A 26,968-nucleotide genomic window follows, 5' to 3' on the forward strand; every position below is an offset into this window, starting at 1 on the left:
CTCCCGACAATTGTCCTGGGCGAGCTGAGGAAAAGTGTGAGCGGTTTTCCGCCCGCATCCCGCTCTGAGTTATTAGGATCCATCACGTTTATGATTTTGGTCGAATTCGACACAGAATCGTCGTGATCTAGGCCCCCAAGAACGAACGAACGGTGATCCCGTCGGACTCGAAGGCTTGGCGGATTACCCGAGCGATCGCCACGGCGCCGGGGCTGTCACCATGCACGCAGATCGACTGCGCATCGATGTTGATGGTCGAGCCGTCGATCGCTTCGAGTGAACCCTCATGGGCGAGCTGCAGCATCCGCCGTGCGATCACATCAGTATCGTGCAGCACCGCCCCCGGCTCGCGACGCGAGACGAGCTGGCCGTCCGGCGCATAAGCACGGTCGGCGAAGGCTTCGGCTACGGTCTTGAGGCCCGATTTGCGGGCAACCTCGTGGACAGGTGCGCCGGCCAGTCCCATCAGCACGAGATCCGGATCGATGGCCTTGATGCCGTCGATCACCGCCTGGCCCTGCTTCGGGTCGCGGGCAATGCGGTTGTAGAGCGCGCCATGTGGTTTGACATAACCGACGGTGACACCGGCTGCGGCGGCGACGCCTTTCAGGGCGCCGATCTGGTAGATGACGTCGGCGGTCAGTTCCGCGCTCGTGACATCCATGTCACGCCGGCCGAAGCCGACGCGATCGGGATAGGAGACATGCGCCCCGATCGAAACACCTTTTTCAGCGGCCGCCCTGACGGTTTTCAGGATACCGAGCGGGTCGCCGGCATGGAAGCCGCAGGCGATATTGGCGCTCGAGACGATGGCCAACATCGCCGCGTCATCGCCCATGCTCCAGGCGCCATAGCTTTCACCGAGGTCACTGTTAAGATCAATGGCAGTCATCTGGATCTCCTTAGGCTGAGAGAAGCGCAAAAATCGGGCCGATCGACTTGTAGCCCATGTACCAGGTCAGCGCGCAGACCAGTACGCCCATCGCCAGCAGCCAACGCGGATAACGATAGCCGACCATGAGGTCGGAACGGGACCAAGCCGCATAGATGAAGATCGACAGACCGATCGGCAGGATGAGACCGTTCAAACCACCGACGAAGACAAGCATCTGGGCCGGCGGCGTGGTGATGACGACGTAAAACATCAGCGAGATGGCGATGAAGATCACCGTCGCGATGTTGCGGGCGCGTTCGGTGATGTCCTGTTTGAAAATGGTGATGAAGGAAACCGATGTATAGGCAGCACCGATGACCGAGGTGATCGCGGCTGCCCAGAAGATGACGCCGAAGATGCGCAGGCCGATGCCGCCAGCCGCGGTCTGGAAGGCCTGGGCGGCCGGGTTCGCACCCTTGCCGGAGACATCGATGACGACGCCGCTCGCGACCACGCCGAGAACCGCGAGGAAGAGCACGTAACGCATGAGGCCGGTCACGGCGATGCCAGTGAGGGCCGCGCGGTTGACCGCACCGAGATTTTCGATGCCGACCGTTCCCTTGTCGAGCAGGCGATGGGCGCCGGAATAGGTGATGTAACCGCCGACCGTGCCACCGACGATGGTTGTAATGGTGGCGAAATCGATGGTGGACGGCAGGAAAGTCTGGAACAGCGCATCGCCGACGGGGGGCCCCGATACGATGGCAACGTAAACAGTCAATGCGATCATGAGTACGCCGGCAAGGATGATGAACCGGTCGACCGCCATGCCGGCGCGCTTCGACAGGAAGATGCCTATCGCCAAGACGGCGCTGATGGCACCGCCGACCTTCGGATCGAGCCCGATCATCGCATTGATGCCGAGGCCGGTGCCGCCGATATTGCCGATGTTGAAGAACAGTCCGCCGACAATGACGAGAATGGCGAGCAGATAACCGGAGCCCGGGATGGCCGCATTGGCAAGGTCGGAGGCACGCATCTTCGTCAGCGTCACGATCCGCCAGATGTTAAGTTGCACGACGAAGTCGATTAGGATCGAGGCAAGGATGGCGAAGGCGAAAGCCGCCCCGAGCTTGGTCGTGAATGTTGCGGTCTGGGTAATGAAGCCCGGGCCGATGGCCGAGGTAGCCATCAGGAAAATTGCGGCTGTCAATGCCGAGCGACGCGACTTGGCCGACATGCTGGGCGATTTGTCAGACGGGCCGGACAACGTGGCGGGCCCGGCGCCGCTGGATGAAATAGATGGCTGCTCCATTAACTCTCTCCCTATGTGCGGCCGCCCCCTCAACTCCCTCAGGTTGGCCCACGTGAATTTTCGGATGGAAGCTAGCGTCTTCTCGTTTCACAATTCTGTCAAGATTGTTCAACAATTTTTATTTTGTCTTTCTACTATGTTGTTAAAATGTTGAGCGATTTGTACATTACTTGGGTACCATTTCACATGGTTTGGGCAGATTTTGGCCTGGTGGGGAGCCGCACTTGCCTCCGTCGTGCCATCAACGATAGGGAGGCGGCGCGGGATCACTCGCTTCCGTGTACGCCTGCTTGACCGTGAATCATGTCTGACGTCGCCTTGATCCGCCTGATCGCGCCGTTCCTCTCATGGTTCCAATGGGGCGCGAACCGCTATATCGATGCGAAAGGGGAGGATGGTTTATCCTTGTCCATGCGTGAGGGGCTCTGATGGCTGAGCAGAATAACACATCGGCGCTTGCGCCGCGGCTGGCGGAGGAAATTCGCGACAAGCTGATTGCGGGCGAGTTGAGGCCCGGCCAGCGCCTGTCCGAGGCTGCGCTCAGCACCGGTCTCGACGTATCGCGCAATTCGCTACGCGAAGCCTTCCGGCTTTTGACCAAGGAAGGGCTGCTGCGGCACGAGCCCAATCGTGGCGTCTTCGTCGCGACGCCCAGCATGGGTTCTATCATCGACATCTACCGGGTTCGACGGATGATCGAATGCCAGGCGATTGCCAAAGCCTATCCCAAGCACCCGGCGGTGGCGCGAATGCGCTCGGCGGTTGAGCATGCCAAGGTCGCGCGCAGTCGCAAGGACTGGCGAACGGTCGGCAGCGAGAACATGGTCTTTCATGCGGCGATTGTCGATCTCGCTGACAGTCAGCGGCTGAACACCTTCTATGCCCAGATCGCCGCGGAGCTGCGCCTCAGCTTCGGTCTGCTCGACGATCCCGAGCTGTTGCACGCGCCCTATGTCGACCTGAATGCGGCAATCCTCGAGAAGCTCGAGGCGGGGATGACTGCTGAGGCTGCCGCAGACCTTGAGGCCTATCTCATGCAGTCGGAGCGCACTGTTCTCGCCGCATTCTCGCGAATTGTTACGGACAACGCCTCTGGGAGGTGACCTTGCGCAACGCGTGTACACGGGCCGTTTAGCGATGCACACCTACCTTCCGGGCCGGAGCATCAGTCGCTCGAGCGCCCTCCACTTGAACAGTTACGAATGACAACAATGAAGATGCGAGGGCTATCCCTGCGTAGCATGGCGACGACACCACCGTGCCGATCTTGGCGAAGGGCAAGACCGATACGGTCGCATCTTGGACCTATGTCAGGGATTATGCGCATCCGATTATGCGCAGCTCACCGGGACAGTTAGCCAGTTTTCCTATTCGGTTGGTGCCGACAGATATCATGGCGGAGCATCGGGCGACTGCTGCTTGCCGAAAAGCCCATTAGTCGCGGTGGCGCAATTTTTATAGTGGCGCTTTGGGCCCTGGCTGCCGCCTCCGTCAATTGGTGGTTCATGCCCGGCGCTGCTAGGTAATCCCGCACCTGGGCAATCTGCTAGTCTACGTCGTCTGATGGGGCGTTCCTGGCTTCACGGGGCGGATTGGGGAAACCAGTTCAAGGGCTGAGGGGCTGATCCTTATCGGAATCTCGCCACCCTTAAACCGCACCCGCGAGTGCCATCGTTGTCGATCCAGATGACCTCGCCCCTGGCCAGCACGTAATCGCCCTTCTGAAGCTTCCTGTCCATCAGAGGCTCTCCGACTGCTACTATGCCCGCAGCCGGCAAACAGTTCCACTCAGTGGCCCCCATTACCGCAATTGGGGCGGCGCCTCCTTGACGGCAAACTGCGCTTTGCCACCCTTCGCCCCCCCGTTAAATCCGGAACATTATCTCAGCCGCGTTTATTAGGAGCGGCGACATGAAGAAGCCCTACAGGGACCTGGCGACGCGAATCCGGCAGGAAATGGCAACCGCCCAAAACGTCGATTTCCTCCGGTCCCTTCCCACGTTCAAAATCCTGCCAAAACTACCCAAAAGATACGGGATCTCCTGCGGCGGTTACATGATGTGGAGAACTCACGGGGTTGTGTCCCGTCGAGTGGTGTAACTCGGCGGTAGCGAAGCCGCTCGGGAGCGCGCCCTCAACAGCGCTGTAGCGAGCGAGCGGCTAGCAGCGGTCATCGATGTTCCCCGGTAGGGTCGGGTTGCTCACACCAACCTGATTCGAAGGAAGCACCGATGACCGATGCCATGATGAACCTGCGCATGCTCGTGGAGAAGACCCCCGACGCCGATATTCTGCGCGAGATGATCGGCTTTGCCGCTGAACGGCTGATGGAGATGGAGGTGGGTGCCTCCACCGGCGCCGGCTATGGCGAGAAGAACCCGTTGCGCACGGCCCAGCGCAACGGATATCGCGACCGGGACTGGGAGACGCGAGCCGGCACCGTCGAGCTGCGCATCCCCAAGCTCAGGAAAGGCACCTACTTCCCTTCGTTCCTGGAGCCGCGGCGCATGGCTGAGAAGGCGCTGACGGCGGTGATCCAGGAGGCTTACATTCAGGGCATCTCGACCCGCTCGGTCGACGACCTGGTCAAGGCCATGGGCATGAGCGGCGTCTCCAAGAGCCAGGTCAGCCGGCTCTGCGAGGAGATCGACGGCAAGGTGAAGGCCTTTCTCGACCGGCCGATCGAGGGCGACTGGCCATATCTGTGGGTCGATGCCACCTACCTGAAGGTGCGCCGCGGCGGCCGCATCGTCTCCGTCGCTGTGATCATCGCCGTCGGCGTCAACACGGACGGCCGGCGCGAGGTGCTGGGCATGGAGGTCGGCACATCGGAAGCCGAGCCGATCTGGACAGAGTTCCTGCGCAAGCTAACTCGGCGTGGCCTGCGCGGCGTCAGGCTCGTCGTTTCCGATGCCCACGAAGGCATCAAGGCGGCGGTTTCCAAAGTTCTGTGCGCCACCTGGCAGCGCTGCAGGGTTCATTTCGCTCGCAACGTGCTGGCGCATGCCGGAAAGAGTGGCCGTCGTGTCGTGTCGGCCTTCATTGCCACCGCCTTCGCCCAGGAGACGGCAGAGGCGGCAAGCCTGCAATGGCGCGCCGTCGCCGACCAGATCCGCCCGAAAGTGCCGAAGCTCGCCGCCATCATGGACGAGGCCGAGCACGACGTCCTCGCCTACATGAGCTTCCCCAAGGAGCACCGCGGTCAAGCTACACTCGATCAATCCGATCGAGCGACTCAATGGCGAGATCAAGCGGCGCACCGACGTCGTTGGCATCTTTCCCAACGACGATGCCATCGTCCGCCTCGTCGGCGCATTGCTGCTTGAACAAAATGACGAGTGGGCCGTGCAGCGGGCTCGCTACATGACACTGGAAACTATTAGCCAGATGAGTGATGATCCGCTCATCAGCCTGCCGGCAGTGGCACGCTGATCAGTCCGGCCTACGCCGGAGAGCACGGCGACCAAAGCCGTCAGTTACACCACTCCAGTGGGCACGATCACTCACGGAATCGCCGCTCCCTAAGTAGACGGCGTGGGTAGCTCGTTTGGGCGGCGCCGCTAATCCTTGACTGCAACCGGCGCTGTGAGACCCTACGACTTCTCGGTTGTAGTGCGTAGGAGGCAGGCCGTGAAAATCAGAAGGGCGAAGAAGAAGTATCCCAGGAGGGTCCAAGCAGATGGGAGCGCGCTCCTCACCGAGGAAGGCTTCATGCTATCGGGCGCGGCCCCCAAGCCTTGGTTTCACGTATCGCGGCATGTGGACTCACGAGGGGTGTCCGGGCACGTTCGAGGCGTGGCTCGTAAGCAAGGGCGTCATCTCGAGTAGTGGCCGACGGGAACGGCATTAGGACGCTGAAAGTCAAGCTCTGATGACCTTCGACGACGACGTTGAGATGGCGCTCGCTCGCGCCAGTGAAGAACTTGAGATGAAGCGACAAGAGCTTATCCGCCTCATCATTCGCGAATGGCTGGAGTCGTACGGCTTTCTGCCCTTCCATGAGTTGGGCGAAGGTAGCGAGACAGAGGGGAGTGCGTAAGACGCCAGATTGCAGCGTCTTCGCACTGGCAAGTCCCTGGGGCAAGGACCGCACAAATCACTGCTCTCCCTTTCGATGAGGCCTGAGAGATCAAATTCGCCGTATCGATCAGTGTCTCGCCCAGATGACGTTCCTATCCTCTGCCACAGCGATGCTCTTTCGCAGTCTCCCGCGCCGGATAGGTAATCGACCCAACTTGGAGAGTGGCGTAGCTGTCGTCACGCACCACTCCAAGTTCATACAGATCGCGCACGCGCTCCCTCTGCTGCCGCACAAGTTTGCCTTCTCTCAGGTATTCGCCTTCTAGCAGAGCCAATGCCGATTTGACTATGTCCATATTTCCGGTATTCTCGACATATGGAACAAGAAGAAGCCATCATGGCCCTCGCGGCACTCGCCCAGTCGACCCGTCTGGAAACCTTCAGGCTGCTTGTCCGGCATCAGCCCGAGGGGCTGCCGGCGGGCGACATCGCCCGCGCGCTGGCGATACCCCACAACACGATGTCGACGCATCTGAACATCCTTGCCCGCGCCCGCCTGGTTTCGTCCGAACGCCGCAGCCGCCTGATCGTCTATCGAGCGGAAATGCAGCGCTTGCGGGAGCTGACCCTGTTTCTCCTCAAGGACTGCTGCGGCGGGAATGCCAGCCTCTGCGCGCCGCTGATCCAGGAGCTCGAACCCTGTTGTTCAAAGGAGGAGGTCTCTCGGTGACCAGAAAATTCAACGTGATGTTCCTCTGTACGGGAAACTCGGCCCGCTCGATCATTGCCGAAAGCGTGCTGAGAAAGGTTGGCGGCGGCAAGTTCAACGCCTATTCCGCCGGAAGTCAGCCAAAGGGGGAGGTGAACCCCCTCGCGATCGAGACCCTGACCGGCCATCACTACCCGATTGAGGATCTGCGTTCGAAGAGCTGGGAGGAGTTCGCAGGCGATGCGCCTGAGATGGATTTCATCTTCACCGTCTGTGACAACGCAGCGGGTGAAGCCTGCCCAGTATGGCCCGGCCAACCGGTGACGGCGCACTGGGGCGTCGAGGACCCGGTTGCTGTCGAGGGAACGGACGCCGAGAAGCGGGTCGCCTTTGCAACGACGCTCCGCTACATGAAGCTTCGCATCGCAGCTTTTGCGGCCCTGCCTGTCGAGAGCCTCGAGCGGATGAGCCTGACGTCGAAGCTCCACGAGATCGGTGGGATGGAAGGCTCCACGTCAACAAGTCCCGACATAGCATGACAAAGGCGCTCCACTTCGATACCCGCCACGTGCACAGTGGCACGTCGCAGAACACCGCAGACCAGACGGGCTGAAGCATGGCCTTCGACCTCAAACGCCGCCTCGCCGCGGAGGCGATGGGCACCGCCATCCTGGTTGCCACCGTCGTCGGTTCCGGGATCATGGCTGACCGCCTGTCCGACGATGTAGCGGTCTCGCTGCTCGGCAACACCATACCAACGGGGGCGATCCTCGTCGTGCTGATCAGCATTCTCGGGCCGATATCCGGCGCGCACTTCAATCCGGCGGTCACCATGGTGTTCGCGGCACGGCGCGAGATCGAGGCGAATGCGGCCGCTCTCTACGCCTGCCCTTGCACAGGTCCTCGGCGGCATCGCCGGGACGCTGATTGCGCATGCGATGTTCGACCTCCAACTGTTCCAGGTCTCGGAAACCGCCCGCACCGGCACGGGCCAGTGGATCGCAGAGGCGGTGGCCACCTTTGGCCTGGTCCTCACGATTCTGGCGGGACTGCGATTCCGCGGCGACGCCATTCCGTGGCTCGTCGGCCTCTACATCACCGCGGCCTATTGGTTCACCGCGTCGACTTCATTCGCGAACCCTGCCGTGGCTGTGGCTCGCGCCTTCACGAACACCTTCTCGGGCATCCGCCCGACGGACGTGCCGCTTTTCGTCGTCGCCGAGGTCCTCGGCGCGCTCGTCGCCGCGGCCATCGTCGGATGGATGCTAGCCGAACGGAACACCTCAACCTCGCCGCCAACGGTCAAGGGAACCGAATGACATGGACGTTACCATCTACCACAACCCCGCATGCGGGACTTCGCGCAACACCCTGGCGCTCATCCGCCATGCCGGCATGGAACCGACGGTGATCGAATATCTCAAGACTCCACCGAGCCGCGACGAACTCGCCCGAATGATCCGCGACGCCGGCCTTTCGGTCCGCGAGGCAATTCGAGAGAAGGGAACGCCCTTTGCGGAGCTCGGCCTCGACGATCCGGCGCTTTCCGACGACCAGCTCCTGGCGGCAATGCTCGAGCATCCGATCCTCATCAATCGGCCGTTCGTCGTCACCCCGATCGGAACACGGCTGGCGCGGCCATCGGAGGCGGTTCTCGACATTTTGCCTGCAGACGCCTTCAAGGGGCCGTTCGTCAAGGAGGATGGCGAGAAGATTCTCGATGAAGAGGGCCGCCGCGTTGTCTGATCTTCCTGCTGCCGATCCGCGGCATCTCCGCAAGCCGGATCTGAACGCGCTCCGGCCGCCGTTCTCGACCCACCCGCCGCGCATCCTGATCCTCTACGGATCGCTGCGCCAGGTGTCCTATTCCCGGCTGCTTGCTCAGGAGGCCGGGCGGTTGCTGGAACACTTCGGAGCTGAAGTGCGCTTCTTCGATCCTTCGGGCCTGCCGCTACCGGACGACGCGCCGGTCAGTCATCCCAAGGTGCAGGAGCTGCGGGAACTTTCCGGATGGTCGGAAGGCCAGGTCTGGGTGAGCCCGGAACGGCACGGGGCGATCACCGGGGTCATGAAGGCACAGATCGACTGGATACCGCTGTCGATCGGATCGATACGGCCGACGCAGGGAAAGACCCTCGCCGTCATGCAGGTGTCCGGCGGCTCGCAGTCCTTCAACGCGGTCAACACGCTCCGACTGCTTGGCCGCTGGATGCGCATGATCACGATTCCCAACCAGTCGTCCGTCGCCAAGGCATACCAGGAGTTCGACGCCGACGGGCGTATGAAGCCGTCTGCCTACTACGACCGCGTCGTCGACGTCTGCGAGGAGCTCATCAAGTTCACGCTGCTCACCCGCGACGCGTCGGCCTATCTCGTCGACCGATACAGCGAGCGCAAGGAAGACGCGGAGAAGCTTGAACAGCGGATCAAGCTCAAGTCGGTCTGAACAGACTTCTGGCCCAAAAAAAGGGGCCGACCTGCTTAACAACTCGTCCTGCGGCAACTCGGAACATGCAGAGATCACCGGTCAACTGGAAATAAGCCCTGGTGGAAACCGATCCTGCTCGCTGTCTGCGTCGTGCTAGGACTCGCGCAGGTGATCGGTAGCGGTTGTTCTGTATTTCACTCACTGATTAGAGGGCCGCGGCGATGGTGCTCATGACGTCGCTGTGGCGGTGCGTTTCGCGGCCGACGCCACTGCGCCGCCATGCCCACTGCACTAACTTCGATCTCCGAAATCGAAACGCCTGGAATTGCGTCGATCAACGCTCATTAATGTGGGGAGGACTGAGTTCGTGGGCCTACCGCTGCCAGACCCACGCAACTTTCTCGCTGCCATCAACTTGCCGCAACCCGCATCTGGATCAGGTCGTTATGAGTCTACGCCCTATCAGCGCCGCTGCGACGAACCCAGACGTCGCGGGTTCTCCGATGCCTCGATCGCCCGCATCAAGGCGCCCATAGGCCTATTTCCGAAAGCGAGGTCGTCGCTTGCCTTGACCGTTCTGGCGGACATCGCTGCCTGTCGCACCGTAACAGCAGGATGGAGGGATGAATGGTGGTGCATCTTTTGCAAAGTGCCGCAATGCCAGACGCGATCACCTATTTCGGAGCGTGATACCACTGCTCAAAGGCTTGATCTTTCACGTTTCCTCGGAGGTCGCAGCTGCGTGGAGCGCGGAAACTAGCTGCGAAGGGACACGGCGACCGCTTTGCCGAGCGCAATCCCAGCATGCCAGCAGTCCCTTGCAACAATGATTAGCTTTGCTTCCTCAAATCCTCCTGGTGCGCCTTCGCGAGGTCCGCCATGCTGTTGAAGCGGAAGTCGTATTTGGGCATTTGGCCCGGGTCCATCGTAGCGCCGAAACCGGCCTGATCGTAGCGTCGGTAGATCCAGCAGGATGCGAGGCCGTGCTTGTTGGCCGGACCGTGATCATGGAACATGCTTTCTGCAGTGTGGAGGACTTCATGTTTCTGAATTCCGAGCGTTTTCAGCTTCTTGATCATGTATTCGAAGTTGCGGTCGGACGGCTTGTAGGAACCGCAGTCCTCCGCCGTGTAGATGGCGTCGAAACCGACCTGAAGCTTCTCGTTGCTGCCTGCGAAGCTCTCGTTATCGACGTTCGACAGGATTACGATCTTGTAGTGCGTCTTCAGATACTGAAGCGCGCCAGCCGAGTCGCTGAAGGCCGGCCAATCCTTGACGGTCCGGCCGTAGGCGACGCACTCACCCCAGTTGACGGCTACCCCCCATTCTTCGGCAAGCCGCTTATAGACGATCGGCAGCAGGTCTCTGTAGTTCTTTGCCGGAGTCTGCAGTTGTTGAGACGACTCGTGGCGTGCATGCGCCTCGAGTATTTCGTTGCGGCTCAAATTCTTGCCGACTCTCCTGGTCAGCGGCTTCAGCCCTTCGATCATGCCGGACTCCCAGTCGATGAGGGTACCGTAGCAATCGAACGTCAATGCTTTGAAGTCGGTCAGTTTCATTCTTTGTCTCCTTGGTATCTAGGATCGACCGGGGCGTCGACCGACCCTCCCGGACGAAAGCAGCATGACGTCGCGGGCAGTGTGAAAGGTCGCTCTGATCGATCGTCTGCCGGAAGCCGCTTGAGGTCTTTTGACCCCGCTGAATTGTGGACCTGCTTCCGGGCATAGTCGCAGGCAAAGGAAACGAAAAACGGCTGTTTATGCCCAACTGCGCCCTCATCGCCGCACAATATGCCGCAAAAGTTCGAACGTCTCTGCGCCAACTTATAGCGAAAAGGAAGGTCTCTTGATGCCAGGAAACCCTTCATGTCAGTGGCGGAAACATCAGCGAGATCACCATGCGGATAGGTCCATGTGCCGTCATGGAAGCTCGGCGCGGCAGATCATGCCAAAGGCGGCGCTGTGGATGCCCGACGCTCCCGACAGCGACCGGCCGCCCCGCGGCTCGCGCTTAAACCAAGATGATGGAGGAACGAACCCTGCGGCACTCCTGTCTCGGATGGGAGCCATTACGCGTCTCCAAATCAACAAGCGAGCGACCGCCTGACCAGCTCAGGCGTGTTCGAAACGTCGTACTTGCGCAGCAACCTTGTAGATGCAATTGGCGCATTTCGCCACGGTCGCAGACAACTCGAGTGTTGCCCCTTGTCGGCTGCGTAAGCTGTGTCATAAGAACCTTCCGCCGATTTTGCCGGCGTCACCAATTACCGGGGTCTGCCGTGTGATCGAGACTGGCGAACTCATCTGCCGTTTTCCGTTCCAGCGTCAGATCGGTTGCGGTCTTCGTCTCATCCGTGACCGAATAGACCAGAGGTGCCGGCCCTTTGGTCAGTTGCTGATACATGAGCAGGGCGGCCTCCTCGGCAGTGTCGGCCTCGAACTCTTCCGTGATGCTGACTGTGAACTTGTGCATAGACTCGACCTCGTCTGTTAGCGGCTCGATCCTAGAGCCTCAATGCCGTGCAATGAGCGAGATCAAGAGAATGGCAGCCAAAACAGCAAATACATAGACCCAGTTCCAAGACGAAGAAGCGGGTCGCTGTCGGTCTTCCCGTCTCCTCCCTTCTGGAACAAACGCCGCTCTATGTGGCTCACTTCAGATGCCGCCGATGTGCAGGGGTGTTCAGTTTCAGGAACTCTTCCAGCCCATGGTGCGACCGCAGCCGTGGTCGATGCGGGACCCGCATTGATGCCGACCATGACGAATTCGAGCAAGGGTGTGATGGGAGAAATCGGCCCTGCGGAGGAGGTGCTGTCGGATCCAAGGAGCGAACAGCTTCAGCGTTTCCTGGCGAAGGTTCGGTGACGTGTGTGCGCTCGCCAAGCACGACGGCGGTTTTCTCGGGGTGGAGGAAATTTGCTCCGGGAGACCGACGAAGGTCAACGTTCGTCACTTCGGTTCACTGTTGGGAGCGTTTTCGACTGGCGACCGGAGTCTCCGCCTTCACCGCTCGTCTAAATCGGCTGAACGATTGAGCCTAGGCGTTCCGGTGGAGCAGCCTTTGGGAATTTGGCCGAAGGCCACCCGCCCAATCGCCAAAGCCCTCGCGCGTGGAGATCGGCTGCAAAGGTCGCCGCACCAGTTCTTTGCCACAATGGAATGTCCGATCTTTTCGGTTCCCAATCGTCGTGGATGGGTAGAGAGCGAAGTTCGGCAGCCGCTCGGGTCTGATTTGCATCCCGAAGCGGAAGTTGCTCCAGTCGCAAGTCCCCGCGGTCTTGAATGCTGTAGCTTCGACTGAGCATTCCGCGAAGCCAGAACCTCAAGCTGAGAGCTCGACTTTGCCCTTTGGTAGATCACAAAGGCTCCAAAAGCAGACCTGCCGCCAAGGCACGAAAAGCCTCGACCGCCTTCGGCATCACGCCCTGCGGGCTTTCGCTCGCTGCGATCCATAGAGCAGCATTTAGGGCCGCGCCGCTAAGCAACCGGGCCGCCGCCTCTGCGTCAAGCGGCTTGAGGATGCCTTGTGCGATAAGGCGCTCCACAGTTCTCTTGGTCACCTGTAGACAATTGTTCTGGCTGGGCCACTGCGAGGGATCGCCTAACACCGCAGGTCCGTCGAGCAGAACGATGCGTTGGACTTCTGGATCAAGCGCCATCTCGATATAAGCCGCACCCTCGGCGAGCAGCCCCTGCCAATCGTTATCCGCCCGATCCCCAATCTCTTTGGCGCGCGCCGCCATTTCCGTGTCAATCTGATCGACGACCGCCGCCAGGAGCCCGCGCTTGTCTCCGAAGTTGTGGTAAAGCGCGCCCCGCGTTAGTCCGACGTCAGCCGTCAGCTCGTCCATTGAGGCTGCGGAGTACCCCTTTTCCGCAAAAGCTTTTCGCGCAGCCGCTATCAACTTGAGGCGATTCTCCTGCATCGTTTCGCTGCGCTTTTTCGCCATTCAATCCCTCAATTTCACATACGAAGCGTATACGTACTTGACATACGGTCCGTATGCAGGATACTCCAGATACGTACCGTATATCAAATGGTGCGCGAGCTTGTGAAGCGTTGCTTCGCGCTCATCGGTCGTTGCTAACAATAAAGAGAGATCAGAATGTCCCAACGCGAAGCAATCTTTCCTGCTAATAGGCACACCCTCTACGAGCAGCACGGCTATTCCGCCGCTATCCGATCCGGTGATCTGCTGTTTGTGTCCGGACAGGTTGGGAGCCGCTCCGATGGAACACCCGAAGCCGATTTTGAACGCCAAGTGCGGCTGGCCTTTGAAAACTTGAAGGCCACGCTGAGCGCAGCCGGCTGCACGATGGATGATATCGTGGACGTAACCACCTTCCACACTGACCCTCAAAACCAGTTCGGAACTATCATGGCTGTCAAGCAACAGATTTTCAGCCAGCCACCCTACCCGAATTGGACTGCGCTCGGCGTAAACTGGCTCGCCGGCTTCGATTTTGAGATAAAGGTCATCGCCCGTATTCCGGCAAGTACTTGACATCGCCACACCCCGCGGCTGCGCGGGATATCGTCGTGTTCTGTCGCACGGGGGACAGCGACTCCGCTGTCTCGACTGGCAACGGGCTGATGGCGATGACTCCCAGCACAGCGGCCGGTACCGCGCCGGTACAGTGCGCCGGGTTCCTCTCTCGCCACCATATAACGCGCGTGCAACGTTTGAAACGCAACCGGCAACAAAGGAAAGCCCGCTTGTCCGGCGGGCGCGTCAGCAGAACGTCAACTTTTCGGAGGAATGGTCGTTAGCAAAAATTTCCAATTGCCGGTTTAGCGGGTCACAAGGAGGCCTTTAAAAAGATCCGCCATCACCATCTGGCGGCCGGGACCGACTTCGCGGATAGCCTTGAGGACCTCTTCCGTGGTCGTATTGGCCCCTCGGTCCACTTAGGACCAGCACCGCACATGGCCGGTGCTTTCTTAGAGCGGCAGCAATGGGGTCGGCTCCCGCCATTTGTTGCGCCTGCTGTCAATGACTGGAATTGGCGCGATGTGCCCGTGGGGTACACAATGGGGTTGTTGGCACAGCCCGCTCTTGCCGAGCGACACGGGCATGCATCTCGGGCAGTCGTGGGTATCACGTCAATCCGGGCGAACTAAGTGCGCGCTCAATCGTCGAACTTCACCATGGATCCGCCGCCGGTTGCCTGATCGGTCGGGAAGACCTCGATGCGGGCGACGTCGACGAAGGTCGGGAGAGCGATGACGTTGCCGATGAGGCTGGCGATGTGTTCCGGCTGGATCGGGCGGTAACCGTCGTAAAGGGCGGCGCGCGCCTGTTCCGGGCCGAGCGCCGTCTTGTAGAGGTCCGTCTGAACGCGGCCGGGCACAATTTCGCTGACGCGGACGGAAGTGCCGAGCAGGTCGCAACGCAAATTGTCGCAGAACAGGCTGAGCCCGGCCTTGGAGGGGCCATAGGCGCCCATCGACGGGAAGGGAGCCTGGCCGCCGCTGGAGCCGAGATAGATCAGGTGGCCGCGCTTGCGCGCGACCATGCCCGGCAGCACCAGGCGCGTCAGGTGCATAGGCGCTTTCAGGTTGATGTCGATCATCGCGTCGATCTCGTCCGGATCGATCTCCTGGAAGCTCGCCCGGGTCGACAGGATCCCGGCATTGTTGACGAGGATGTCGATCTCGCAAGCGCCGATCTGTTCGGCGATCGCGTGCGTGTCACGCACATCGGCCTTTATCGGCAGCGCGCCGCATTCCTGCGAGAGTGCTGCAAGCGCTTGCTCGTTGCGCCCGACGGCGAGCACCGTCAGACCCATTGCGCGAAGCGTCAGGACGGTGGCGCGGCCAATGCCGCTGGTGACGCCGGTGACGAGCGCCGTCCTGTAGGTCGAGGCATCAGACATAGATGTACCCTCCGCTGATGACGACGTTCTCGCCGGTTGCGTAGGTATTGCGGCTGCTTGCCATCATCACGATCCATTCGGCCATTTCGACCGGCTCGGCGGCCCGGCCGAGGGCGCTCGCCTTGGCGAGTTCCGGCAGGAATCCGAGCTCCTTGGCCCGATCGGTCGCAAACCCGGCCGGCGCCACAGAATTGACGAGGATCTGGTCCTTTGCGCATTCCTGTGCGAAGGATTTCGTCAGGCTGACAACGGCAGCCTTCGTCGCGGCGTAATGGGCATTCTGCGGATGCGCCTTGAAGGCATCGACTGATGTGACGTTGACGATGCGGCCGGTTACTTCCGGCGCATTGACGAAGCCGCGCATGTGCAACACGGCAGCCACCATCATGTGATAAGTGCCCTTGATGTTGATGGCATTTTCGAGATCCCATTCGGCGTCGGTGATCTCGAGGATCGGTTTGCGCGGATAGATTGCCGCGCTGTTGACGAGGGCATGGATGCGCCCCAGGCGCTCGGCCAGTTCTTCGAAGGCGGCGTGGGCGCTTTCCCGCACGGAAATATCGCCGCTGGCGGTCGCCACTTCAGCGCCGAGATCGCTCAGGATTTTGGCGGCATCGGCGAGGCGCTCCTTGTTCTTGTCGATCAAGCCGATCTTCGATGCACCGCGCTCGACCATCAGCTTCGCGGTGGTCAGACCAAGGCCCGAAGCGCCGCCCACGATTACCGCCGTTTGTCCCTTCATTTGCTTCGCCCTCGCAATTTCAACTGTCGATCGCTACGCTAGTATGATATCACTCATATGCCAAGTTATAACCGGTCGCGCTGAGGAAAATTGATGATACCGGCCTTGGCCGAAAGACCCAAGACGGGGCGCCTGTATACGGACTATCTCGATGCCCTGCGGCACGCGAAGTTTGCTGGCGACATAGAGGCAAGTGCCGCATCGACGACGGTCTTTTCGACCGATAACTCGATCTATCAGCTCCGTCCGCAGGCCATTATGTTTCCCAGGCGACGGGCGGATCTCGTTGTGATCGCCCGGCTTGCCTCTGAGCCGCGGTTTCATGGCGTTTCCTTCGCCATGCGCGGAGGGGGGACCGGCACCAACGAACAATCATTGACTGACGGCATCGTCATCGACATGTCCCGCCACATGAACCGGATTGTCTCGATCGATCCGGTGAAGAGAACGGAAGGAAGCCTGATCCTCGTTCAGGACAGCTTCACATCTTACTTCGAGCCCGCGCTGCTTCTCGACGTCATCGACCTGCTTCTGGCGCTGGGCTTCAAGCCGTTCGTCGCGCCCCTGAAGCCCAATGGCAAGGCGCTCCACATCCATGGCTATCTCGGCGCATTCGAACGGGCGGCAGAGCGCAATGCACGCCACCTTTGCCGGCTGGCGGCAAGCGGCGTGCCGCCCGTCGGTCTCGATCCGTCGATGACGCTTTGTTATAGAAGCGAATATCCGGGCGCATTGGGGGCGCAAAAGACGCCAAGGGTGCTGCTTCGCAGGAATGGTTGAGCGAGTGGCTTGACGGGTTCGCGGTTCGCACGTTCGACGGGCCGGAGACAGACTATGTTCTGCTGCCGCACTGTACGGAGCGGACCAATGCTCAGGACAGCGTCCGGTCCTGGGGCGCGATCTTCGAAACCTTCGGTCTGACGCTGTCGGTCGAGGGACGCAGGCTGCTGCGGCATGGCGGGGACCTTCGGGCATGAGCGCAAAAATCGCGCTCTGTCCGAAACCTTCTACAAGCTCAGCTGGCAGCAGAAGGTGGAAAGTGCCGGCCCGAAGCGCGTCCTGATGGCCACCGGCTATTTCTGTCGTTCGCAGGTCAAGCTGATGGGCTCGGCGGGCTTGCCGCACCCACTGCAGCTGTTGAAAGCACTGGTCAGTGAACATCGCCATGGTGATGTCCACAACTCACATGATATGTGATATGTGAAACGATGATCCAATATCCCCGCAGGAACCAGGCCCAGACGTGAGCGTCATCACACAACGAGGCAATCTCGCCGAAATCGTCGTCGCGCAACTCGCCTCGCGCATCGATTCGGGCCTTTATGGTCCCGGAGACAAGCTTCCCTCGAGCGCGCAGCTCTGCGAGGAGTTCGGCGTCAGCCGGACGGTGATCCGCGAAGCATTGACGTCGTTGAAGGTGGGGGGACGCGTGACCGCCCGCCAGGGCGCCGGCGTCTTCGTCACCGAAAAGGACGCCAAGACGCTCAATTTCGAGATCAGCCGGATCGACAATATACGCTCGGCAATGCAGATCCTCGAGCTCCGGCTGGGCGTCGAACTGCAATCGGTGGCGCTTGCCGCATCGCGACGGACGCCGGAAGCCTTGGCCGAGATCGCGCGGGCTTACGATCAGTTGGAAAGCCTCGACACGACCGACGCCGAGATCGAAGCACAGGCGGATTTCGACTTTCATCTGGCGATCGCCAAGGCGACGCGCAACCCGCACTTTCCGCGTTTTCTCGAAGCCGTCAGAGGGGAGATCAGCCTTGATCTGGTGCTGAAGCACCGCCAGTCAGCAGGCGCTTATCAGACCTACCTGAAGAAGATCAACAAGGAGCATGCGGCAATCCTCGCGGCGATCACCCAGGGTGACGTCAAGGCAGCCAAGAACGCCCTCGCGCAGCATCTCGAGGAAAGCCTCAACCGCTACCGCGCCATGCTCGACGAGCCGGCAGCGGCAGCCGAGGAGTGAGCCTTCCGCTTGAGCAGCAAGAGGGGGATGCTATCTCGAAACAGAGTGATGACGAACCGGCGCGAAACTCGCCTGCCGCCGTTACGCGATGTCCGGCACCTGCCTACCTGCCTTGTGCCAGCGCCTGTTCGCGGATCTGGCTCAGGCTCATTTTCGGCGTCAGGGCTTCCGCGTCGATACGGATTTCGATCAGCGCTGGGCGACCGGAATTTTCGGCCCGCCTGAAGGCAGGGGCGAAGTCTTCCGTCGTCTCGACTGTTTCGCCATGCAGCCCATAGGCACGCGCCAGCGCCGCGAAATCCGGATTGGTCAATTGCGTGCCGGACACCCGACCCGGATAGTGCCGCTCCTGATGCATGCGGATCGTTCCATACATGCCGTTGTTGATCACCAGGAAGATCACTTGGGCGTCGTACTGCATGGCGGTCGCCAGTTCCTGGCCGTTCATCAGGAAGCAACCGTCGCCGGCAAAAGGCGATCACCGCGCGCTCGCGCGCGCAAAGCTTCGCCGCGATCGCGGCCGGAACGCCGTAACCCATCGAGCCGTTGGTCGGGCCGAGCTGCGTCCGGAATGTCCGATACTGATAGAAGCGATGCGCCCAGGCGGAATAGTTGCCGGCGCCGGTGGTCAGGATGGCATCGGCGGGAAGATGGCCGCGCAGCCAAGCCATGATGTCGCCCATCTGCACCGGGCCAGGGACCGCAGTGTGCGTCAGGTTTTCACGGTAGTCCGCATTCGCTTGCCGCGTCCACTCGGCCCATCTCGGCTCGGCGATCGGCGCCAGTCCGGCCGCCTGCCGCGCGAAGGCGGCGGCGCTGGCGTTGATCGGCAGGGCCGCGTGATAGACACGGCCGAGTTCCTCGGCGCCGGCATGGACGTGGACGAGCGCCTGCTTCGGCACCGGTATGTCAATGAGGCTGTAGCTTCCGGTGGTCATTTCGCCGAGGCGGGCGCCGATGACGATCAGGAGGTCGCTGTCCTTGATGCGCTGGATGAGTTTCGGTCCCGCCGCAAGTCCGAGATCGCCGGCATAGTTCGGATGCGTATTGTCGAACAGGTCCTGGCACCGGAACGAGGCGGCGATCGGCAGGTGCATCGCTTCGCTGAAGGCGCGGATGTCGGCGACCGCACCCGCCGTCCAGCCGGCTCCACCGACGATCACCAGCGGCCGCTCCGCGCGTTCAAGGCGGCTTCGCAGTTCATCCAATTGATCCTGTCCAGCATGCATCTCGACCGCCTTGTAGGCGGGCGCATCGGCAACATCGACGCGATCCGTCAGCATGTCTTCCGGAAGCGCCACGACGACTGGCCCGGGGCGGCCGTTGACGGCGCGGTGAAAGGCCTGGCTCACCAGTTCGGGAATACGGGCAGCGTCGTCTATCTGCACCACCCACTTCGCCATCTGTCCGAACATCCGACGGTAGTCGATTTCCTGGAACGCCTCGCGCTCCACCTGATCCCGCGCGACCTGACCGATGAAGAGGATCATCGGCGTCGAATCCTGGAAAGCCGTGTGGACGCCGACCGACGCATTCGTGGCGCCGGGGCCGCGGGTGACGAAGCAGATGCCCGGCTTGCCGGTCAGTTTTCCGTAGGCTTCGGCCATATAGGCGGCGCCGCCTTCCTGGCGGCAGACGATCAGTTCGATATCGTCCCCGGCATCGTGCAGCGCATCGAGCGCCGCGAGATAGCTTTCGCCTGGAACACAGAAGGCGCGCTCAACGCCGTGAATGCGCAGGGCATCGATCAGAATCTGTCCGCCGTTACGGCTTTTGGTGCCGGTTGTCATAGCTTGATCCCCAATGTGGGCCGATTGTTTCAGATGACCGCGTCTTCGAGGAACGGCCTGTTGGCGACCACCCGCTCGTAGCCGAAGGGCGAAAGATCGAGGGTGCGGAAGCCGCCATAGGTGACAAGCTCGCTCAAGCCCCGCCCCATCGCCGGCGACTGCTGCAGGCCATGCCCGGAAAAACCGTTGGCGAAGAAGAAGTTCTTCACGTCTGTATGCGGTCCGAGGATGACGTTGTGGTCGAGCGTGCAATAGTCGTAGTGGCCGGCCCAGCTATTGACGACCTTGATCGCCTCGAAGGCGGGCACGCGATGAGCAAGATTCGGCCAGATCTCCTCGTCGAACTCGTCGTGCATGACTTCGAAATCGTTCGGGTCGACCTCCGGATCGTGCTTGGGATAGGTGCCCATCAGGTAGAACTTGCCTTCGGGACGGAAGAACACGCCGGTCGGGTCGATGGTAAGCCCGACCTTGCCTTCGAGCGGTGTCCGGCAATCCACCACGAAGAGGGAACGGCGGCGCGGTTCGACCGGTATGTCGAGACCGGCCATGCGGGCTACCTTCGTGCCGTTGGTGCCGGACGTGTTGATCATCGTTCCACAGCCGATCGTCTGACCGCTTCTCGTCGTCACGGAGACGATGCGGTCGCCCTCGCGATTGACCGCCACCACCTCGTCCTCCATGTATTCGACGCCCAGAGAGCGGGCCTTCTTGCGAAAGCCCTGCATCAGCCCGACGCTGTCGAACCAGCCTTCGCCGCGTTCGCCGGTGCTACCGAGCGTCAAGCCCTCCAGATTGAGCCAGGGGAAGCGGCGGCCGAGTGCCTCGACATCGAGAAGCGTCACTTCGGCGCCGCAGGCGACCTGGGTTTCGTGGTTGCGTCGCAGCACCTGCTCGCCGTGTTCGTCACCAGCTAGTAACAGATATCCCGCCTCGTGGAAGCCGATTTGCGGCGTGTCGTCGTCGACGGCGACGTTGTTCTTGAAGTCGCGAATGAACTCGGTCCCGAACTGGGAGACCTGGACGTTGATGGCGTTGGAGAACTGATGACGGATCGAACTGGACGAGAGCGCCGTCGCGCAGCGTTGATAGGTCCAGTCCTTCTCGATCACCAGTACAGAACCGGTGAAATCCGGATTGGTCGCCAGAAAGAAGGCGGCCGAGCTGCCGACGACGGCGCCGCCGACGATGACGACATCATAGGAGGTCTTGGAAGCCTGCATGGCGGCGCCTTACTTGTTCTCGTCTTCGAAGTGGCCCATGGCACAGAAGCTCCCGCCCTGAAAGCGCACGGCCGGGTCATTCGGGTCGCCCTGCGTCGTCTTGGCGAAGACCTTTTCCCGATAGTCGTCGGCGCTGTCCTGCGGCTTGTAGCCGAGCACGGCGGCGGTGCGGTTGTTCCAGAAGGCCTCTGAATTGTTGGACATGCCATAGGCGATCATGAAGCCGACCCGCGGAGCCGACAGTGACTTTTCGACCAGTTGGCGGCAGTCGCGATAGGAGAGCCAGGTGATCAGGTGACGACGATCGGTCGGCTCCGGGAATGACGAGCCGATGCGTAGGCAGACCGTCTCGATGCCGAATTTGTCGAAGTAATAGCGCGCGAGGTTTTCGACAAAGGTCTTCGACACGCCGTAGAGGCTGTCGGGCCGGGTCGGCACGTTGCCGTCGATCGTCTGCGTCCGCTCGTAGTAGCCGATCGCGTGGACGGAACTCGCATAGACGATGCGCTTGACCCCATGGCGGCGGGCCGCCTCATAGACGTTGTAGCCGCCAGCGATATTGGAATCGAGGATGGTCTGCCACGGCGCTTCGACAGCCTGACCGCCCATATGGATGATGGCATCGCAATCCTTCACGGCGTTGGAGACCGCGTCGAAGTCAGACAGGTCGAGCGGGAAGTCCTCTTCATGGGGGGCGAGATTTTTGCAAGGCGTCCGGGCGGAGAGCCTGACGTTCTTTCCGAGCCTGGTTCCGGACTTGCGAAGCTCGGTCCCGAGGGCGCCAGCAGCACCGGTAAGCAACACTCTTTGATAATCGGACATGGCTATTTCCTTCTTTAGCGAAGCTGGGAGAGTGCTTCACCGATACGCTCGATTGCAACGAGCAGGTTTTCCCGCGACGTCGCGAAAGACAGACGGATGTAAGGCTCGATGCCGAAAGCAGCGCCGGGAACGGTCGCGACCTTTCCGGTCGTCAGCAGGTAGGAAGCCAGTGCGGTTGCGTTCTCGATAACCGTACCGTCCGGTGCCGTCTTGCCGATATGGCCGGCGCATTTGGGGAAGAGATAGAAGGCCCCCTCCGGCGCGCGAACCTCGAGCCCGGGAATGGCGTTGAAGCCCCGCGTCACCAGTTCCCCACGCGCCTTGTATTCGGCGACGGCTCGGGCGACGAAGTCTTGCGGACCGTTGAGCGCGGCGGCGGCGGCGGCCTGGGAGATCGACGCAGGGCAGGTCGTGCTCTGCGACTGCATCTTGTTCAGGACCTTGGTCAGGCTCTTCGGCCCGGCCGCATAGCCAAGCCGCCAGCCGGTCATCGCATAGGCCTTGGAAACGCCGTTGATGAGCAGCGTCCGCTCGCGCAATTGCGGGCAGGCATTCGCAAAGGAGGTGAAGGGCACGTCGCCGGCAACGATGTGTTCGTAGATCTCGTCGGACATGACGAGGACATGCGGATGGCGCTCCAGCACCGCACCGAGTGCAGCGAGTTCGTCGCTCGTATAGATCGCGCCGGTGGGGTTCGAGGGCGAGTTGAACAGGACCCAGCGCGTCCGCGGCGTGATCGCCTGTTCGAGGCGTTCCGGCGTCAGCTTGAAATCGTCCTCGACGCCGCAGGCGATGGTTCTGGGCACCCCGCCGTGGAGGATGACGATATCCGTATAGGACACCCAGTAGGGCGCCGGGACGATCACTTCGTCGCCGGGTTCGAGCGTGCCTAGAAAGGCATTGAACAGGATCTGCTTGGCGCCGTTGCCGATGGAGATTTCGTCCATGGCATAGTCGAGGCCATTCTCGCGCTTGAATTTCGCGACGATCGCCGCGCGCAATTCCTCCAGGCCGTCCGGACCGGTATAGCGGGTCTTGCCGCTTCGAATCGCCGCAATCGCCGCCTCGATGATGAAGTCCGGCGTCTCAAAATCCGGCTCGCCGAGGGAAAGATCGATGACGCTCTCGCCCTTCGCACGCATCGCCTTGGCGGCAAGCGACACAGCCATGGACGGAGACGACTTGATGCTACCGGCTCGGAAGCTCTCGAAGTTCATGATGTTCATCGCGTGCCCGTCCTATTTCTTCCTGCCGTAGTCGGCGGCCGCCTGATCCTTGGTGATGTAGCCATTGGCGATATCGTCATCGATCGCCGCTGCCGGGCGTTGGGCCGGGGTCCCGTAGCCCCCGCCGCCGGGGAGTTGGAGCACGAGCTTCCGGCCCTCCGGCACGAACTGCAGGCCCTTGCCCTTGAGCGTGGTACCGTCGTCGAGCGACACGGAGCCGGCCGCACCGTCGCGTCCGCCGTCCCGGCCGCGCGCCGGATGGCCGAGCCGGTCGAACATGGCGGAGAAGCGGAAGGCGTAGCCTTCGGCGGCGGAGATTTCGATGATCTGGCCGAGGCCGCCGCGCTGCTCTCCGGCGCCGCCGGAGCCTTCGCGCAGTTCCTTGCGCCAGACGATGATCGGGCCGACATTTTCCGTCGCCTCGATCGGCATCGTGTGGACACCGCTCGGAAAGGCGGTGGCGTTGAGTCCGTCGAGCGACGGGCGGGCGCCGGTGCCGCCGGAATTGAACATCAGAATTTCGGCACCTTTGCCGCCGATCTCGTCGGAGACTGGGCGCACGCTCATGTGCAGGTTCCACAGCGCACTTGCGCCTTCGGCCGGCACTTTGCCCGGCAGCGCCTGGTGCAGCGCACCGAGCACGAGGTCGGGCACGAAATGGCCGAGCACATGGCGAACGGCCACGGGTGCTGGCCGCTTGGCATTGAGGATGCAGCCTTCCGGGGCGGCGACCTCGAAGGGCGCGAGTGAGGCGGCGTTGTTCGGGATCTCCGGCGCGACGACGCATTTGATGCCGTAGCAGGCATAGGCCTTGGCGTAGACCAGCGGCACGTTGATGCCGAACTTGCTCATGCCGGATGTGCCGTCGAAGTCGACGAGGACACCATCAGGGCTAATGGTGAGCTTTGCGGCGAGATGCACCGGCTCGTCGTAGCCGTCGAGATCGAGGCTGCAGGACCAGCTTCCGTGTGGAAGGTTCCGGAGCCGTTCCAGCGTCGCTTCGCGGCTGTGCTTGAGAATGAACGCGCCGATGGTGCCGAGGTCTTCCAGGTTGAATTCCGTCAGCATGTCGACGAGCCTGCGATGGCCGGTTTCGTTGCAGGCGGCAAGTGCGTAGAAGTCGCCGACCACCTTGTCGCTCTCGCGGACATTGTTGCGGACGATATGGAGCAGCGTGCGGTTGACCTCGCCCCGATCGAAGAACTTCATGATCGGAATGAACAGGCCTTCCTCGTAGACTTCGCGCGCATCCGGGCCGAAGCCGCGGCCACCGACATCGACGACATGCGCCGTGGAGGCGAAATAGCCGACCAGCTTGCCATGGTGGAAGGAGGGCGTGACGACGGTGATGTCGTGGAGATGGCCGGTGCCCTTCCAGGGATCGTTGGTGATGTAGACGTCACCCTCGAAGATATTTTCCGGGCCGATGTCGTTGATGAAGTGCGCTACCGATTCCGCCATGGCGTTGACATGGCCCGGCGTGCCGGTGACCGCCTGGGCGAGCATCCGGCCCTCAAGGTCGAAGATACCGGCCGAAAGGTCGCCGGCTTCGCGAACGCTGGTCGAAAACGCGGTGCGGATCAGCGTTTGCGCCTGCTCCTCGACGACGGAGATCAGCCGGTTCCACATCACCTGCATGTGGATGTCGATTAGGGTTTCACTCATGGTCAATATTTCCCGGGTTAGGGGACCCTTTCAGCGGCGTGTGACGAGAAGGCAGCCATCCGCCTGGACGGTGGCAACGAAGGAGGATGTGAGCACGGTCGAGGTCTCGCGTTCGACGATCACCGCCGGGCCACAAACGACATCACCGGGGGAAAGCGTCTCGCGTTCGTGGATACCTGCTTCGAGGAAAGTCCTCTGCCCCACATCGAAGAGGCGGCGGTGTTTTCCGGGTTCGGCACTGCGGCGTTGGCCGACAGCTTCGACGCGCGCGACTTCGGGAAGCGGCGAGGTCGCCTTGACGGCCCAACTGACGATCTCGATGTCGAGGCCCTCGATCGCCCGGCCGAAGAAGCGCGCATAGGCCCCCTCGAACAGCGCGACGATGCGCTCGGCGCTTGTCGCATCGAAGTGCTCGAAGGGGAGCGCAACGGGAATGTCCCAGCCCTGGCCGGCATAGCGCATGAAGACGGTGCGTTCGATGACCGGATCGGCCGCGTCGAGACCGTCGGCAACGAAGCCGAGCGCTTCGCTCTGCATCGCGGCCATCAGCCGGTTGGCGCCCTTGCTGTCGAAGCGGGAGAGATTGAACACGGCGCTGCGGACCGACTCGTAGCCGAACGGCGCCCGCAGGAAGCCGATCGCCGACCCGACCCCGGCGCCGGGCGGCACGAGGAACGTCGAGATCCCCATTTTCTCGCAGAGCCGGGCGGCATGCAGCGGGCCGGCGCCACCGAAGGTGATCATGGTGAAGTCGGAAATGTCCTTGCCGTTCTCCACCGTATGAACGCGGCCGGCATTGGCCATGTTCTCGTCGACCATTTCGCAGGTCCCGTAGGCGGCGCCCTCGGCGTCGAGGCCGAGGCCGGCGCCGATCTCGCGGTCCATCGCCTCGCGTGAAGCGTCGACGGAAAGCGGGATGGCGCCACCGGCGAAATTGTCCGGATCGAGCTTGCCGAGCAGGAGATCCGCGTCGGTGACGGTTGGCTTGATGCCGCCGCGCTGGTAGCAGGCCGGGCCTGGTTCGGAAGCCGCGCTGTGCGGGCCGACGCGAATCTGGTGCATGACGTCGATGCTGGCGATCGATCCGCCCCCGGCGCCGATCTCCACCATCTCCACCACCGGAATGGAGATCGGCATGCCGCTGCCCTTGCGGAAACGGTACGTACGCCCGACCTCGAAGGTCTTCGCCGTCTTCGGCACCTGGTTCTCGATCAGGCAGATCTTGGCCGTCGTGCCGCCCATGTCGAAGGAAAGGATGGTATCGAGACCGTGCCGGCGGGCGATGTCGGCCGCGAAGATCGCACCGCCGGCAGGGCCGGATTCGACGAGCCGCACCGGAAACTCGGCGGCACTTTCAACCGAGACGATGCCGCCGCCGGAATGCATCATGTAGACCTGGCAGCCGACACCGATCTCTTTCAGGGAGACGACGAGCCGGTCGAGATAGGACTTGATCGCCGGCTTCACATAGGCGTTGGCACAGACGGTGTTGAAGCGCTCGAATTCGCGCATCTGCGGCGAGACTTCGGAGGAGATCGACACCGAGAGGCCCGGAATACGCGCCAGCAATTCCTCGCGCGCCTGTCTCTCGTGTTCGCCGTTCGCATAGGCGTGGATGAAGCCGATCGCCACGCTCTCGTAACCGCCGCCGGCGATTGCTTCGACCACAAGCTCCAGCGAGGCTCTATCGAGCGGCACAAGCACTTCGCCGGCGGCGTTGATGCGTTCGCGGACAGTGAAGCGGCTGGCGCGCTCGATGAGCGCCGGGGGCAGCGCAATATTGAGGTCATACTGCTCGAAGCGGTTCTCGGTGCGCATTTCGAGCACGTCGCGGAAGCCTTCGGTGGTGATGAAAGCCGTTTTCGCACCGCGTCGCTCGATCAGCGCGTTGGTCGCAAGCGTCGTCCCATGGATCAGGATATCGATGTCCGAAAGGGCGATGCCGGCCGCCTCGGCGACGGCCTTCACGCCCTTCAGAATGGCGCGCTCGGGCGCGATGTAGTCGGTCAGGACCTTGGTCGAATGGAGTGTCCCATCGAGGTCAAGGGCGATGTCCGTAAACGTCCCGCCGATGTCGACGCCGACGCGGCAGTTCCGAGAAGCGCTTGTCACTGTTCAGTTCCCCATCGTTCGCTGCTTTTGAGCCGCCGTCCGCTTAGCCGCCGTCTTAGAGAGATGAATTCCACGGGCGCCGCGGCAAGGGCAAGGGGGCTCTAAATTATTTCCGCTTGGCGCAGAAGTAATATGTCACTTATCATACAAGTGTCAATTGAAAGCAACCGATTAATGACCGTCGACGAGACCA

25 protein-coding genes and 3 pseudogenes are annotated in these 26,968 nt (G+C 61.5%); 15 read left to right on the forward strand and 13 right to left on the reverse strand.

The genetic code is table 11. The features are described from left to right. Nucleotides 1–127: 127 nt before the first annotated feature. Nucleotides 128–892, reverse strand: coding sequence for a LamB/YcsF family protein (locus tag USDA257_RS12200; protein WP_014763262.1), 765 nt, complete (start codon nucleotides 890–892; stop codon nucleotides 128–130). 10 nt (nucleotides 893–902) lie between these two features. Further along, nucleotides 903–2,114 carry an NRAMP family divalent metal transporter gene (locus USDA257_RS12205; protein ID WP_086018005.1) on the reverse strand — a complete coding sequence of 404 codons (1,212 nt, stop codon included), beginning with the start codon at nucleotides 2,112–2,114 and terminating at the stop codon, nucleotides 903–905. Between USDA257_RS12205 and USDA257_RS37380 the strand changes: the two genes are divergently transcribed. The 10 genes and pseudogenes from USDA257_RS37380 to arsH all read left to right on the forward strand — a co-directional run bounded on the left by USDA257_RS37380 (nucleotide 2,050) and on the right by arsH (nucleotide 9,364). Then, a complete protein-coding gene (locus tag USDA257_RS37380) occupies nucleotides 2,050–2,343 on the forward strand; it encodes a hypothetical protein (RefSeq protein ID WP_174900810.1) in 294 nt (97 codons plus the stop codon). The genes USDA257_RS12205 and USDA257_RS37380 overlap by 65 nt on opposite strands. A 149-nt stretch (nucleotides 2,344–2,492) precedes the next feature. Then, nucleotides 2,493–2,618 (forward strand): hypothetical protein, encoded by a 126-nt coding sequence (locus tag USDA257_RS38415; protein WP_014763264.1) that lies wholly within the window; start codon nucleotides 2,493–2,495, stop codon nucleotides 2,616–2,618. Then, nucleotides 2,618–3,292 (forward strand): GntR family transcriptional regulator, encoded by a 675-nt coding sequence (locus tag USDA257_RS12210; RefSeq protein ID WP_014763265.1) that lies wholly within the window; start codon nucleotides 2,618–2,620, stop codon nucleotides 3,290–3,292. The genes USDA257_RS38415 and USDA257_RS12210 overlap by 1 nt, the downstream gene beginning before the upstream one ends. A gap of 1,128 nt (nucleotides 3,293–4,420) precedes the next feature. Next, nucleotides 4,421–5,621, forward strand: a pseudogene (locus tag USDA257_RS12220) (IS256 family transposase). A gap of 439 nt (nucleotides 5,622–6,060) precedes the next feature. Then, nucleotides 6,061–6,228, forward strand: a complete 168-nt coding sequence (locus USDA257_RS37110; RefSeq protein WP_014763268.1) for a hypothetical protein — start codon at nucleotides 6,061–6,063, stop codon at nucleotides 6,226–6,228. 357 nt (nucleotides 6,229–6,585) lie between these two features. After that, nucleotides 6,586–6,939, forward strand: a complete 354-nt coding sequence (locus USDA257_RS12230; protein WP_014763269.1) for an ArsR/SmtB family transcription factor — start codon at nucleotides 6,586–6,588, stop codon at nucleotides 6,937–6,939. A gap of 17 nt (nucleotides 6,940–6,956) precedes the next feature. Next, complete coding sequence (locus USDA257_RS12235) at nucleotides 6,957–7,457, forward strand: arsenate reductase ArsC (protein WP_041415184.1); 501 nt, start codon at nucleotides 6,957–6,959, stop codon at nucleotides 7,455–7,457. Nucleotides 7,458–7,534: 77 nt separating this feature from the next. Beyond that, nucleotides 7,535–8,237, forward strand: a pseudogene (locus tag USDA257_RS12240) (aquaporin). Nucleotide 8,238: 1 nt separating this feature from the next. Beyond that, nucleotides 8,239–8,664 (forward strand): arsenate reductase (glutaredoxin), encoded by a 426-nt coding sequence (gene arsC, locus USDA257_RS12245; RefSeq protein ID WP_041414140.1) that lies wholly within the window; start codon nucleotides 8,239–8,241, stop codon nucleotides 8,662–8,664. After that, complete coding sequence (gene arsH, locus USDA257_RS12250) at nucleotides 8,639–9,364, forward strand: arsenical resistance protein ArsH (protein ID WP_041414141.1); 726 nt, start codon at nucleotides 8,639–8,641, stop codon at nucleotides 9,362–9,364. The genes arsC and arsH overlap by 26 nt, the downstream gene beginning before the upstream one ends. Before the next feature lie 812 nt (nucleotides 9,365–10,176). Here arsH and USDA257_RS12255 read toward each other — a convergent pair. From USDA257_RS12255 to USDA257_RS12265, 3 genes are all read right to left on the reverse strand, one after another. After that, a complete protein-coding gene (locus tag USDA257_RS12255) occupies nucleotides 10,177–10,905 on the reverse strand; it encodes a haloacid dehalogenase type II (protein ID WP_014763274.1) in 729 nt (242 codons plus the stop codon). Nucleotides 10,906–11,602: 697 nt separating this feature from the next. Next, on the reverse strand, nucleotides 11,603–11,818 hold the full coding sequence (locus tag USDA257_RS12260; protein ID WP_014763276.1) for a hypothetical protein: 216 nt from the start codon (nucleotides 11,816–11,818) through the stop codon (nucleotides 11,603–11,605). An 884-nt stretch (nucleotides 11,819–12,702) separates the two neighbouring features. Continuing rightward, on the reverse strand, nucleotides 12,703–13,296 hold the full coding sequence (locus USDA257_RS12265; protein ID WP_014763278.1) for a TetR/AcrR family transcriptional regulator: 594 nt from the start codon (nucleotides 13,294–13,296) through the stop codon (nucleotides 12,703–12,705). A 156-nt stretch (nucleotides 13,297–13,452) separates the two neighbouring features. On the opposite strand from USDA257_RS12265, the gene USDA257_RS12270 reads away from it, so the two are divergent. Further along, entirely contained in the window at nucleotides 13,453–13,851 is a 399-nt protein-coding gene (locus tag USDA257_RS12270; protein WP_014763279.1) for a RidA family protein, read from the forward strand. 625 nt (nucleotides 13,852–14,476) lie between these two features. On the opposite strand, the gene USDA257_RS12275 is transcribed toward USDA257_RS12270, so the two are convergent. Both USDA257_RS12275 and USDA257_RS12280 read right to left on the reverse strand, forming a co-directional pair. Next, nucleotides 14,477–15,223, reverse strand: a complete 747-nt coding sequence (locus USDA257_RS12275) for an SDR family oxidoreductase (protein WP_014763281.1) — start codon at nucleotides 15,221–15,223, stop codon at nucleotides 14,477–14,479. Then, nucleotides 15,216–15,965: an SDR family NAD(P)-dependent oxidoreductase gene (locus USDA257_RS12280; protein WP_014763282.1), complete on the reverse strand. Its 750-nt coding sequence runs from the start codon at nucleotides 15,963–15,965 to the stop codon at nucleotides 15,216–15,218. The genes USDA257_RS12275 and USDA257_RS12280 overlap by 8 nt, the downstream gene beginning before the upstream one ends. Before the next feature lie 93 nt (nucleotides 15,966–16,058). Between USDA257_RS12280 and USDA257_RS37770 the strand changes: the two genes are divergently transcribed. Genes USDA257_RS37770 through USDA257_RS12300 form a run of 4 tightly spaced genes read left to right on the forward strand, consistent with a single transcriptional unit; the run spans nucleotide 16,059 to nucleotide 17,937 of the window. Next, nucleotides 16,059–16,745 carry an FAD-binding oxidoreductase gene (locus tag USDA257_RS37770; RefSeq protein WP_041414143.1) on the forward strand — a complete coding sequence of 229 codons (687 nt, stop codon included), beginning with the start codon at nucleotides 16,059–16,061 and terminating at the stop codon, nucleotides 16,743–16,745. After that, nucleotides 16,742–16,942, forward strand: coding sequence for a hypothetical protein (locus tag USDA257_RS37775; protein ID WP_041414144.1), 201 nt, complete (start codon nucleotides 16,742–16,744; stop codon nucleotides 16,940–16,942). Before USDA257_RS37770 ends, USDA257_RS37775 begins: the two co-directional genes overlap by 4 nt. After that, the gene (locus USDA257_RS37780; protein ID WP_041414145.1) at nucleotides 16,920–17,162 is read left to right on the forward strand and encodes a hypothetical protein; all 243 of its coding nucleotides are present in this window, start codon (nucleotides 16,920–16,922) and stop codon (nucleotides 17,160–17,162) included. Before USDA257_RS37775 ends, USDA257_RS37780 begins: the two co-directional genes overlap by 23 nt. Before the next feature lie 46 nt (nucleotides 17,163–17,208). Beyond that, nucleotides 17,209–17,937 carry a FadR/GntR family transcriptional regulator gene (locus USDA257_RS12300; protein ID WP_014763283.1) on the forward strand — a complete coding sequence of 243 codons (729 nt, stop codon included), beginning with the start codon at nucleotides 17,209–17,211 and terminating at the stop codon, nucleotides 17,935–17,937. A 103-nt stretch (nucleotides 17,938–18,040) separates the two neighbouring features. On the opposite strand, the pseudogene USDA257_RS12305 reads toward USDA257_RS12300, so the two are convergent. From USDA257_RS12305 to USDA257_RS12330, 6 genes and pseudogenes are all read right to left on the reverse strand, one after another. Beyond that, a pseudogene (locus USDA257_RS12305) lies at nucleotides 18,041–19,727 on the reverse strand (thiamine pyrophosphate-binding protein). A 29-nt stretch (nucleotides 19,728–19,756) separates the two neighbouring features. Then, on the reverse strand, nucleotides 19,757–20,950 hold the full coding sequence (locus USDA257_RS12310) for an NAD(P)/FAD-dependent oxidoreductase (protein ID WP_014763285.1): 1,194 nt from the start codon (nucleotides 20,948–20,950) through the stop codon (nucleotides 19,757–19,759). 9 nt (nucleotides 20,951–20,959) lie between these two features. After that, entirely contained in the window at nucleotides 20,960–21,772 is an 813-nt protein-coding gene (locus USDA257_RS12315) for an NAD-dependent epimerase/dehydratase family protein (protein ID WP_014763286.1), read from the reverse strand. A gap of 14 nt (nucleotides 21,773–21,786) precedes the next feature. Then, nucleotides 21,787–22,998: an aminotransferase class I/II-fold pyridoxal phosphate-dependent enzyme gene (locus tag USDA257_RS12320; protein WP_014763287.1), complete on the reverse strand. Its 1,212-nt coding sequence runs from the start codon at nucleotides 22,996–22,998 to the stop codon at nucleotides 21,787–21,789. Nucleotides 22,999–23,010: 12 nt separating this feature from the next. After that, nucleotides 23,011–24,663, reverse strand: coding sequence for a hydantoinase B/oxoprolinase family protein (locus USDA257_RS12325; protein ID WP_014763288.1), 1,653 nt, complete (start codon nucleotides 24,661–24,663; stop codon nucleotides 23,011–23,013). A 30-nt stretch (nucleotides 24,664–24,693) separates the two neighbouring features. After that, on the reverse strand, nucleotides 24,694–26,775 hold the full coding sequence (locus tag USDA257_RS12330) for a hydantoinase/oxoprolinase family protein (protein WP_014763289.1): 2,082 nt from the start codon (nucleotides 26,773–26,775) through the stop codon (nucleotides 24,694–24,696). Between the last annotated feature and the right edge of the window lie 193 nt (nucleotides 26,776–26,968).

The organism is Sinorhizobium fredii USDA 257, assembly GCF_000265205.3.
GTDB classification, from domain to species: Bacteria; Pseudomonadota; Alphaproteobacteria; order Rhizobiales; family Rhizobiaceae; genus Sinorhizobium; species Sinorhizobium fredii_B.

Coding starts and splice junctions, on each gene's coding strand:
- USDA257_RS12200 (WP_014763262.1), bottom strand. CDS start 892: ATGACTGCCATTGATCTTAACAGTGACCTCGGTGAAAGCTATGGCGCC.
- USDA257_RS37380 (WP_174900810.1), top strand. CDS start 2,050: ATGGCCGAGGTAGCCATCAGGAAAATTGCGGCTGTCAATGCCGAGCGA.
- USDA257_RS12205 (WP_086018005.1), bottom strand. CDS start 2,114: ATGTCGGCCAAGTCGCGTCGCTCGGCATTGACAGCCGCAATTTTCCTG.
- USDA257_RS38415 (WP_014763264.1), top strand. CDS start 2,493: ATGTCTGACGTCGCCTTGATCCGCCTGATCGCGCCGTTCCTCTCATGG.
- USDA257_RS12210 (WP_014763265.1), top strand. CDS start 2,618: ATGGCTGAGCAGAATAACACATCGGCGCTTGCGCCGCGGCTGGCGGAG.
- USDA257_RS37110 (WP_014763268.1), top strand. CDS start 6,061: ATGACCTTCGACGACGACGTTGAGATGGCGCTCGCTCGCGCCAGTGAA.
- USDA257_RS12230 (WP_014763269.1), top strand. CDS start 6,586: ATGGAACAAGAAGAAGCCATCATGGCCCTCGCGGCACTCGCCCAGTCG.
- USDA257_RS12235 (WP_041415184.1), top strand. CDS start 6,957: ATGTTCCTCTGTACGGGAAACTCGGCCCGCTCGATCATTGCCGAAAGC.
- arsC (WP_041414140.1), top strand. CDS start 8,239: ATGGACGTTACCATCTACCACAACCCCGCATGCGGGACTTCGCGCAAC.
- arsH (WP_041414141.1), top strand. CDS start 8,639: ATGAAGAGGGCCGCCGCGTTGTCTGATCTTCCTGCTGCCGATCCGCGG.
- USDA257_RS12255 (WP_014763274.1), bottom strand. CDS start 10,905: ATGAAACTGACCGACTTCAAAGCATTGACGTTCGATTGCTACGGTACC.
- USDA257_RS12260 (WP_014763276.1), bottom strand. CDS start 11,818: ATGCACAAGTTCACAGTCAGCATCACGGAAGAGTTCGAGGCCGACACT.
- USDA257_RS12265 (WP_014763278.1), bottom strand. CDS start 13,296: ATGGCGAAAAAGCGCAGCGAAACGATGCAGGAGAATCGCCTCAAGTTG.
- USDA257_RS12270 (WP_014763279.1), top strand. CDS start 13,453: ATGTCCCAACGCGAAGCAATCTTTCCTGCTAATAGGCACACCCTCTAC.
- USDA257_RS12275 (WP_014763281.1), bottom strand. CDS start 15,223: ATGTCTGATGCCTCGACCTACAGGACGGCGCTCGTCACCGGCGTCACC.
- USDA257_RS12280 (WP_014763282.1), bottom strand. CDS start 15,965: ATGAAGGGACAAACGGCGGTAATCGTGGGCGGCGCTTCGGGCCTTGGT.
- USDA257_RS37770 (WP_041414143.1), top strand. CDS start 16,059: ATGATACCGGCCTTGGCCGAAAGACCCAAGACGGGGCGCCTGTATACG.
- USDA257_RS37780 (WP_041414145.1), top strand. CDS start 16,920: ATGGCGGGGACCTTCGGGCATGAGCGCAAAAATCGCGCTCTGTCCGAA.
- USDA257_RS12310 (WP_014763285.1), bottom strand. CDS start 20,950: ATGCAGGCTTCCAAGACCTCCTATGATGTCGTCATCGTCGGCGGCGCC.
- USDA257_RS12315 (WP_014763286.1), bottom strand. CDS start 21,772: ATGTCCGATTATCAAAGAGTGTTGCTTACCGGTGCTGCTGGCGCCCTC.
- USDA257_RS12320 (WP_014763287.1), bottom strand. CDS start 22,998: ATGAACATCATGAACTTCGAGAGCTTCCGAGCCGGTAGCATCAAGTCG.
- USDA257_RS12325 (WP_014763288.1), bottom strand. CDS start 24,663: ATGAGTGAAACCCTAATCGACATCCACATGCAGGTGATGTGGAACCGG.